The following is a 9868-nucleotide window of genomic DNA, read 5'->3' on the forward strand; positions in this document are numbered from 1 at the left end:
TCCCTCCGGTAGAACGATCCTGGTTTAGCGTGTTCTGGAGGGCCGCCCGCTCTCCCACGTGGCCAAGGAAATGGGGGTATCCCGCACCTGCGCGCACCGCTGGTTCAAACGCTATGTCGAACACGGCTGGGCCGGGATGGAGGACAAGCCTTCGCGACCGCGTTCATGCCCRCACGCCACCTCCGGGGCGAAGATCGATGAGGTACTCGCGGCCCGTAAGGAGCATCGCGAGGGACCGGTCGAGCTGGGCGCCCGCTGCGACGTCCCGGCCCGCACGGTCTCACGGATCATCGCCAGGGCCGGGCTGCCCCGGTTATGGGAATTGGACCCGATCAGCGGCGAACGCATCCGGGCCGGCCGGGCCACCGGCCACCGTTACGAACGCGGCACCCCCGGGGAGTTGCTGCATGTCGACGTCAAAAAGCTCGGGAAAATCCCTAAGGGAGGCGGCTGGCGCGTTCACGGCCGCAGCGAGGCCGTAAAGGGCCGCGGGATCGGCTTTGACTACGTTCACGTTGCCGTGGATGACTACTCCCGCTTGGCCTACGTCGAGGTCCTCCCGGATGAGAAGGGCCCGACCTGCGCGCGGTTCCTGACCAACGCCGCGGCGTTCATGGCCGCGAACGGGGCACCCGTGCAGGAGGTCATGACTGATAACGCCCTCGCCTACATCCGGTCCGCTGCTTTCGCCAAGGCCATGGCTGATCTCGGCGCCAAACACCGGCGCACGAAACCCCGCAGCCCATGGAAGAACGGCAAGGCCGAACGGTTCAACCGCACCCTGCAGGAAGGCTGGGCCTACAAGAACGCCTACGACTCCAGCGACCACCGCACACAGACCCTGACAGGCTGGCTAGACTTCTACAACCACCACCGCAACCACAGCGCCCTCGGAGGACGACCACCCGTCAGCAGATGCAACCAACCTGCTGGCTGAGTACACCCAGGCGCAGAGCGCCGATGCTAACGGGTGTGTGATACTACAAAGCGCGCCTCGGAGCGCAACGGTTCTTGTAAGGTGCGCAGAAGAAGGTATCGGCATGTCCAATGAGATTCTGCGCGGCGGTCCACGTCGTGTCCTGGTCGTTCACGAATGGTTTGCATCTATCGGAGGTTCCGAAAACGTTGCGAACGCCATCAGACAGCATTTTCACGGTGCGGACTTGCTGTGTTTGTGGAGAGGCCGAGACGTGGAGATTCCAGGCCCAGGTCGCGTAATGGAGACAATGCTTGCCGCAAAGCCGTTTCACGGCCGCAAAGTCCTATGCCTCCCGCTGATGCCTCTCGTTTGGCGGTGGACCAAAGCCCGAGCGCAGGCTGTTGATGTTGTGATCGTAAGCTCGCACCTTTTTGCGCACCATGTGGCAGTACCTGCCGCTACAGCAAAGTTAGTGTACGTTCACACGCCGGCGCGATACATTTGGGAACCAACGTTTGACAGCCGTGGACGGAATCTGGCCGTCAAACTCGTGTCCGCCCTATTGAAGCCTTTGGATAGGCGACGGGCAGGGGAGGCCACCGACTTAGCCGCAAACAGCGAGTTCGTGAGAGATCGAATCAGGAAGAACTGGGGCCGTGATGCGAGGGTCATCTACCCCCCAGTAGACGTAGAAGAGATACGCGCGGTACCGGACTGGTCGCGGCTCTTAGCACCGTCTGAGAAGGCAGCGCTGGATGCATTGCCAGCCGATTTCATCTTGGGCGCATCACGATTTATCCCCTACAAACGGTTGGATCTTTCCATTCGGGCTGGCGAGCTCACAGGTATGCCAGTCGTGATCGCCGGAGGCGGCCCAGAGGAGGCACGCCTACGAGATCTAGCGTCGTCGTCATCCGTCCCAGTCCACTTCGTTTTAAGCCCGTCAAATTCCATGCTGAGAGCCCTATATCAGAAGGCCGCGGTCTACGTGTTCCCTCCTGTGGAAGACTTTGGCATCATGCCGGTGGAATCTATCGCAGCCGGCACACCGGTCGCATCCAATGGCTTTGGCGGGGCAAGCGAGTCAGTTCTGGAAGGACTCACCGGGTCACACTTCCAACCCGACGATGATGAATCTCTGTTTGATGCAATCCGCGTTTGCCTCGCTTTGGATCGATCGAAAATTAGCGAATGCGCAAGTAGATTCTCAAAACAGCGCTTCGAATCAGAGCTCTCCGAATGGGTGGCAGACAACTCACGCGAGCACCGACAACGTGTCGTCGATCACGACTAGCGCGAGTGCGACCGATCGATCTGGCGGGCTGTTCGTCAGTGCGGCCCCAAACCGGCGCCGTAGTTCGGCCAGACCTTGGTCCGCCACCTCGTTAGGACGTCCAACTCAGGTCTGTGGCACCGACCGGAATAACGCTGCATGCTAATGGTGAATGGTCAACTGATTGGAAAAGAAGTTCACTATACTATAGGATCCAGAAGTTCGGGTACTGATCTATCGGGGGGACCTGGAGACAAAATGAAGTTCGTCATCGTGTCTCATAGTGAACGACTAGCTGGAGCTGAACGGTCGCTATTCGCCATCGTTGCCGCAGCATGTGAAGCAGAACATCAGGTCGTCGTCACCGTCCCAAGGCCCGGCCCCTTGAAACAGAAGATAGAAACGTCGTTCCCTCAAGTTCGGGTAATAGTCGTCCCAACCCACTCGTGGATGCACGGCGAAGGCTTCTCTGTCAAATCAGTTCCCAGAACATTAGTGTCAATTATTGAGGCGATTCCCCACTCCATCCTCTATCGTCGCTTATCTCCCGATTTTGTAGTGGTTAACTCGTCTGTAATTCCAGGACCAATCCTTGCCGCACGAATCTGTCGGATTCCCTCATTCGTGATGATTAGAGAGTCAATCCTGACAAACACGCAACTCTACTCTGTTATCCCAAAGAGTCTTCTAATTAAATTCATCAAAAGCTTATCTACTTTTCGTTTTGCGGTGTCAGAGTTCGTCGCCAGTCAAATGAATGAGCACTGCACGGTTGACTATCCGGATGTAAGGCGTGACCTTGGCGTCGGAGAAAATATAAGAATTGATGACCACGCCAGCGATCAGCCGTCATCGAGAATCCGAGCGGTCATGCTTGGTTCTTACTCCGACGAAAAAGGACAAGCTGATGCAATAAAGGCCGTAGCGATAGCTCGCGCGGCCGGAGCGGATGTTGAATTATCTCTATTTGGCTATTCGCGCGAAGAGCAGATTTCGGAAATGAAAGAGTGGTGTCGGACAAACGGCATCGGCGAATGGATTAGGCACCGGGGTTTCACTGATGATCCATTGGAGGCATATCGGTACGCAGATGTGGCCGTAGTTTGTTCCAAGAATGAGGCCTACGGCAGGGTGACGGCAGAGGCATTGATTCTCGGGATTCCGGTGGTGGGGTATGCACTGGGCGGAACGGCGGAGATCTTGAGAGGCGGCGGCGGAATTGCGTGTAAACCCACCCCTTCTGATCTGGCCAGGGTGCTTACGTCATTGGTCAAGGACCCAAAACTATTGAGCGACCTGCGTTACCAGTGTCAGTCGCTAAGTGCTGATGGAGCAGATTTTGGTGATTCGGCGAAAACCGTCTCACGCATGGTGGAGAAGATCGCAGGCATCAAAGCCGTTGCGTGAAGCGATAAATGGTGATCGGGTTCGAAGATTGGGAAAATCTTGAAAAATAGTACACATGTCGCGGCCGTTGTCGTTAGCTACAATCGGATTCAGACACTGAAAAAAGTCATCCATGGCCTCCAGCAGCAAACGAGACCGGTGGACAAAATCATTATCGTAGATAACGGATCTACGGACGGCTCTCGCGAACTTGTTCAGAGCCTGGGGGGAAACGTTGCACTCGTAGCGTCGTCAACGAATGGCGGAGGCGCTGGCGGATTTGCTAAGGGAATTGCCTGGTCCGCCGCGCTCAATTTCGACTACGTTTGGCTGATGGATGATGATGCTGTTCCTGACAACAACTCCCTGGAACTCTTGCTCCAGCCCTTTGGAATGGATTTCCCTCGACCGATAAGTTTCACGTGTCCGCGGGTCAACGATGCAGCGGGCGACGTGGGCCCTCGGAACTTCCCCCTCGTATCTCGGAATTTCGACGAAGTCTATCCTTCCGTCGAGAATGGATTATTGCCCGTAAAGGCGGCCACCTTCGTCGGTCCCCTAATATCGATTGAAGTGGCGAAGAAGACACATCTTCCTTTGGAGGATTTTTTTATTTGGCACGACGATATAGAATACACGGCCCGTCTAGAACAGTTCGGTGTGGCCTTTAGCGTGCCTCAGGCACAAATCACTCACTTCGTGACCAATATTGGTCCACAGCACTATAATGCTGGAAGAAATTTTTTCAATATACGAAACCTCATATGGTGGATGAAAGAGACAAGGCTGAACGGCACGTATGATTCCAAGGTGATTTTTAGGCAATTGCGAGGAGCGGTAAAATCGCAGTTTCTAGCGGCCCCCAACAAGCTAGCATTTCTTTGGATCCTCTTGAAGGCTGTTTGGGTAGGGTCTGTTCGTTCTCCTCGTCACAGAAATTTTGAGGAGTTGATCGTGGAAAGCCGGCTACGGGACAGTCTCTATTCCATATATACTGAGGACGTAAGGCCGAGTCTTGGCTAGTGCGAATAAGTCTAATTGGCAAACTTCATTGCCCGTGCGCATCGCATTTTTTGCGCTCGGGCCGCTGTTTTCAATCATAGTTCCTATCCTGACACTCCCCGCGATAAGTGTTAATTTTGGACACAACGGTTGGGCAAGTATTGCGGTCGGTCAGTCGTTAGGAGTAGCAGCCGCTATTGTTATCGAACTTGGCTGGACGGTAGCGGGGCCGATCCAGGTGGCCAGAGAGAGCATTGACGGGCGAAGCTCGGCATTTCGCCGCAGCTTACTCGAGCGCGGATGTGTGGCCCTGCTTAGCCTTCCTGCAATCGGTGTTGTCGTCCACTTTATTAATCCTGTTTATGGCGTTGAGGCATTCCTAACGGCAATTGCAATGGCCATGGGCGGTATGTCAGCGGCGTGGTTCTATGTAGGAACAGGAGCCTCAATCAGGATGCTGTTGTTGGACTCGATCCCCAGAGTCGCTTCCTCGGTGGCGGGCGCTGTCCTTCTGATAAGTGGTGCCCCCCTGATTGCTCTTCCGCTGACGCAACTAACGGCGTCCTTTGTCCTTCCGTTTATTCCTTTGCTTTGGCTGCCCAAGGGAGCAGGAAGGACCGAAGTACGAAGTGTGTGGAAGGAACTGGCATTTACATGGCGCGTCCAAGGTGCTGCTTTCGTGACGCGGGTGGCTTCAAGCGCATATGTTGCTTTGCCGACGGCACTAATGGCCACAGTTGCTCCGATAGTACAAGTAGCGTCCTATGCAGCTGTCGACAGGGTTGGTCGCACTGCCCTGGCCGCACTAGCCCCATTTAATCTTGCCTTGCAAGGTTGGGTTCCTGCTGCCGTCGGCCGAGAGCGCCGTCGCCGCATGGTCCTGGCATTGTGGATGAACGCCGTTCTAGCTCTTATTAGCACTTTCGGTTTCTGGCTGCTTGCGCCATCGGTGATTCAGCTCTTGTTTGCAGGCGAAGTGTCGCCGGATGGGAGTGCCGTATTTTCATTCGGCCTCGCAATCGGCGCTGTCGTGCTCAGTCGATGTACAGGAATACAGATCCTGGCAGTCTTGGGTAGAACATGGACGACTGCAAGCTCCACCATCGTCGGACTTGTCGTATCAGTCCCGATGGTGCTGGTCCTCGGAGCGGAATATGGGGCAGTGGGAGTAGCCTGGGCAATCGCAGTCACGGAGATGGCTGTCTTAGGTTTTCAAGTCACGGCTTTGCTCAAATTGGCTCATAGTCGACGTCTAATTCAACCCGGACACGTTGACCTGCATCATAACTCGAGAGCAGAAGTGTCACGCGATTCAAGGTAGGTCACCCATGCACATAATCATTGTCACTGACGATGTTCTCTATCCAACCAACAGCGGAGGACGCTCGGCGCTACTGGGCGAGTGCGAGGCGCTTGTGGCCGCCGGCTGTGAGTTAACGCTAGTGGTGTCGCACAGGAATGTGATTTCGCTAGATGACGTGGCACGCCACGAGGAGTTAGCGTCGCGAGTTGTCTTCGTTCACCGGTCTGGTTTCGCCGCCACAAGTGCTCTCCACCCCATGGCCCCGTATCAGATGAAAAGTCGTAGGACGGCTTCCAGAGACCTGGCCGTGAGCCTTTGTCGTGACGACACGGTGGGAGTCATTGCTTCGCACGAATGGACGATTCCGTTGGCCAAAAGCATAGCTGGTCCGAGCGGCCTCCAAGTAATGTTGCGGAGCCACAATGATGAAGTGGCGTATATGCACGCGCTGGCGAAGAGTTCTACTGGCTTGAGGAAATTGTATTACTTGGCTGAAGCGATTCGCCTCCAACGCGTACTCAAAAAGATCTATCTTGACATAACGGCCGTTGCAATCCTCTCCAGGGATGACTCCGCTGCCTACACGCGATTCGGCCTAGAACCGAAATTCGTGCCTGCAGTCATGTTCCGTGAACAGGACTGCAACGTTAATATTTCGAACACGCCACCCCCGAGTGCTCGGCTCTTGTTTGTTGGAGCATTGGATATGCCACAGGCCGTCGCCGGACTTGAATGGTTTTGCAAACGGGTCTTGCCGCGCATCCGGTCCGCCATTCCTCACGCCGAGATCCACGTTGCTGGAAGAAGAGCGAGCAAAGAGTTGTCGCAGTTCCTTCTCGCATGCGAAGGTGTTAATTTTCACAGAGAAGTGGAAGATCTGGAACCGCTCTATATGTCAGGGCGCGTATTTGTGAATCCGGTTTTCAGCGGCAGTGGCGTAAACATAAAAGTCGGGCCACCTGCTATCCGTGGAATACCCATTGTAACGACGACGACTGGCGCGAGGGGGTTGACACATTTGGCCCCTGGATTCTTGATTACGGATGATGAAGTAGAGTTCGCAGCAAGTTGCCAAATGTTGCTTGAAAACGACAGCGTATGGCTGGAGCGGTCGCATGAACTCTCCACGCGTGCTAGCTCCGTTTCGAGTCAAGCAATTGCACAATCACTACTTGATATGTTTCAGGAAACGAGGGTCTAATTGCATCGCAGAATTTGTCGAATAGTGCAGAGAAAAGCTCGACCAAAGCATGTCAGTGAATAGCTTACACACACTCCCTCTCGTCAGGCACAGGCGTTTGATTTGGTGGCTCACGTTCGCCGGCTGCGCACTATTTGCCGTTGACGACGTCGCTGTTTTTCGTGGCCTGGGTGGGGGACTGCTAGCGTCACCAGGCTGGCTGCCGATCATAATTGCCGGATTTCTGGCCTCGCGCGACCCTCGTTTCCGTCGTCTGCGCCTTTCGCGGGTAATCATTGCGGTATTTTCGTACGGAATACTTATTACGTTGATAACGCTTCCTTTCTTGGCGGCGGATGTGTTGGGCGAAAACCCCATCGCAAAAAGTATAAAAGTTGCTGTTTCCGTAGGCGTCTGGCTACTGATGCTCGTGTCGGGTGCGATTCTTTCGAGAGTGGTGCCCAGGGCGGTCCAGGCCGGTGCAATCGCGGCAATCGCCACCATGACGCTTGGGGCACTTCTGTACCATCTCGGGTACCAGGGGGTGGACCAGAATGAGCTAATCCACTCCTATCAGAATTTACAGCAAAGAGTCCGCAGCACACGATTTGAAGCATCATCTCTCGGGGCCGGTTTGATTGTATGCCTAGGACTTATTGCCATGCGTTCCACGCGAACGATGGCAGTAGTCCTATTCCCTGTAGGCCTCATAATGATTGGGGTAGTCGCTGAAAGCAGGGGAACCAACCTTACTATCTACGTCTCTTTGCTCGTCATTCCGTTTTTGATTTGGCTAAAATCGAGAAAGGCAGATCTGACGGCTAACGTAGTTCTGTTTTGGGCTTCCGTTCTCGCTGCTTTGGCGGTGGTCTCTTCCTTTCGCTTGGACTACTTCCTCGGCAGCGCATTATGGTCGGAGCTGGGACTCAAAACCGAAGGTACATCGGATGCCAGCAGAAGCATGTGGGCCGATGCCTCCCTTGCAGCCGTAGGTCAGCATCCACTGGGGATGGGCTACGCAGCTTACCTTGAATGGCTACCCAAACTTGTTGAGAACTCGACCCGTTCCGCTCTTGACTTTTTTCCGATCCGTGATCTATCAGAAATGATTAATCAGTCCTTCGCTGCGAGTGACGCAACGCTGTCTCCCAAGAACTTGGTGGGCATAGCGGCAGTTTTCTTGGGTGCCGTTGGCGTGGCCATGGTCGGGATTCTATATGCAGCTACAATAAAGAATTCAATCCACGGAACTATGTCGGGTGAGAGTAATCGTTTGATCGTTGGAGTATCTTTGGTCATCGTGAGCAGCACTTACTACACGTCAATTTTTAGCATGGATCAGGCTTTTCTCTTTGGCGCATTAGCTTGGGGCAGTGATGAACTGTTAAAGATGCGGGATGGAAGAGAATTGACTCAAGCGGGAATTGGTAGCGGCGGCCTTGGCGGCCTTCGCAAAACTGGGGTGGTCTACAATGGAAATGAATAGTAGAGGCGACGTTTCAATGGGAAAGTCTCCCGTCAGTGTCTGGATCGTTAACTACAATTCCAGTCAATATTTGGAGAAGTGTCTTTCGTCGTTGATGTGTGAACCTATTGATGCGATTTTTGTTTTAGATAATGGATCGGATGCCGACGACAAAATTGCTGCCATGGAATTGGTATCTAGAGTTGAGAATGCCACGTTCCTTACTGCGGATGTCAACCTAGGCTTTGGTGGTGGGATGAATGAGGTCTCTAGGAGCTACAATCACGCTTCTCCTGACGAAGTAATTTGGCTTCTTAATCCTGATTGTGAAGTTGAGCCTGGAACAACTCTTAAACTTCTCGAAGCACTTGAGGCTTTCGATATTGTTTCGCCACTTATTACGAATGGTGCCGCCCCTGACCGCAAAGTCTGGTTCGCGGGAGGTGTGCTCGATCCCGCCAAAGGTGCGTGCTCTCATATAGGTTACGGTAGTCGACCAGAGGAGTTTTCTACTGGACCTTCAATGCCCACCATGTTTCTAAGTGGCGCGTCCATCGTGATGAAACGATCGGCCTGGGACACTCTCGGGGGCTTTAGGGAGGACCTGTTTCTCTACTGGGAGGATGCTGAGCTCTGCATTCGAGCGACGGAGCTCAGTATGAAATTAGGCATCGTTCCTCAGGCGCAGGTCTGGCACAGGGAGGGAGGGTCGTCTGTCAGCGATGGTTCACTGCGGAGCAAGACCTATTACTACTACATTGCACGGAACAGAATAATCGTATGTTCGGCTATGGCCGCGAAATACGACATTGTATTAGGAAGGGGTCTAGTTGAGTCACTTAAGCTCCTAGGCCGTCCGTTGCTACGCGAGAAGTCCGGGAGAATAGAGAAGTTTTTGGCTGCTGCTAGCGGTACCTTAGCTGGAATATTCTCTTGAACAGTTCCCGAGTGATCGAGTGCCCGGAGTTTAGCCAGAGATCTCAACCTTTCGCAGCCGTGGTGCGTACTTTCGATCCAGGTCATGATGGCCCGTCAACTCGAGCGGCACTGCGGCAACCTCCCTCACACGCCCTCAACTGCTGAGGAAGCGTCGGTTACAGCTCCAGCTTGTGAATCATCGGGTGCCCGCCCGGAGAAAGAGGCTTGTATCTCTTAAGTACCCGCTTTTGAGGTGGGGTGGTCGTCGTTTACGGGCTCTTCACGGTTCGTGGGGAAAGTGATTCCCGGATGAGTGTCATGCCGCCGTCCGGACGGCACTTCTCATGAGGATAATCGATTTGTAGTTCCCGGCGTTTCGGTAGCCGCGGGCGGTTCGTTTGATGTGCTTGATGCTGGTGTTG

Annotated in this window: 8 protein-coding genes; all 8 read left to right on the forward strand. The window is 54.2% G+C overall.

Annotated features, from left to right (window positions below):
• Positions 1-34 precede the first annotated feature (34 nt).
• Positions 35-937 carry an IS481 family transposase gene (locus AB4089_RS13385; RefSeq protein ID WP_441409785.1) on the forward strand — a complete coding sequence of 301 codons (903 nt, stop codon included), beginning with the start codon at positions 35-37 and terminating at the stop codon, positions 935-937.
• Positions 938-1040: 103 nt separating this feature from the next.
• Entirely contained in the window at positions 1041-2213 is a 1173-nt protein-coding gene (locus AB4089_RS13390) for a glycosyltransferase (protein ID WP_441409773.1), read from the forward strand.
• A 237-nt stretch (positions 2214-2450) separates the two neighbouring features.
• Positions 2451-3599: a glycosyltransferase family 4 protein gene (locus AB4089_RS13395; protein WP_441409774.1), complete on the forward strand. Its 1149-nt coding sequence runs from the start codon at positions 2451-2453 to the stop codon at positions 3597-3599.
• A gap of 39 nt (positions 3600-3638) precedes the next feature.
• Complete coding sequence (locus AB4089_RS13400) at positions 3639-4601, forward strand: glycosyltransferase (protein WP_441409775.1); 963 nt, start codon at positions 3639-3641, stop codon at positions 4599-4601.
• A gap of 34 nt (positions 4602-4635) precedes the next feature.
• Entirely contained in the window at positions 4636-5901 is a 1266-nt protein-coding gene (locus tag AB4089_RS13405) for a lipopolysaccharide biosynthesis protein (RefSeq protein ID WP_441409776.1), read from the forward strand.
• Positions 5902-5908: 7 nt separating this feature from the next.
• Positions 5909-7084 carry a glycosyltransferase gene (locus tag AB4089_RS13410; protein ID WP_441409777.1) on the forward strand — a complete coding sequence of 392 codons (1176 nt, stop codon included), beginning with the start codon at positions 5909-5911 and terminating at the stop codon, positions 7082-7084.
• Positions 7085-7181: 97 nt separating this feature from the next.
• A complete protein-coding gene (locus AB4089_RS13415; RefSeq protein WP_441409778.1) occupies positions 7182-8549 on the forward strand; it encodes a hypothetical protein in 1368 nt (455 codons plus the stop codon).
• 16 nt (positions 8550-8565) lie between these two features.
• Entirely contained in the window at positions 8566-9465 is a 900-nt protein-coding gene (locus tag AB4089_RS13420) for a glycosyltransferase family 2 protein (RefSeq protein ID WP_441409779.1), read from the forward strand.
• Positions 9466-9868 lie beyond the last annotated feature (403 nt).

The sequence above is a fragment of the Arthrobacter sp. 2MCAF15 genome (genome assembly GCF_052115605.1).
In the GTDB taxonomy this organism is placed as follows: Bacteria; Actinomycetota; Actinomycetes; order Actinomycetales; family Micrococcaceae; genus Arthrobacter.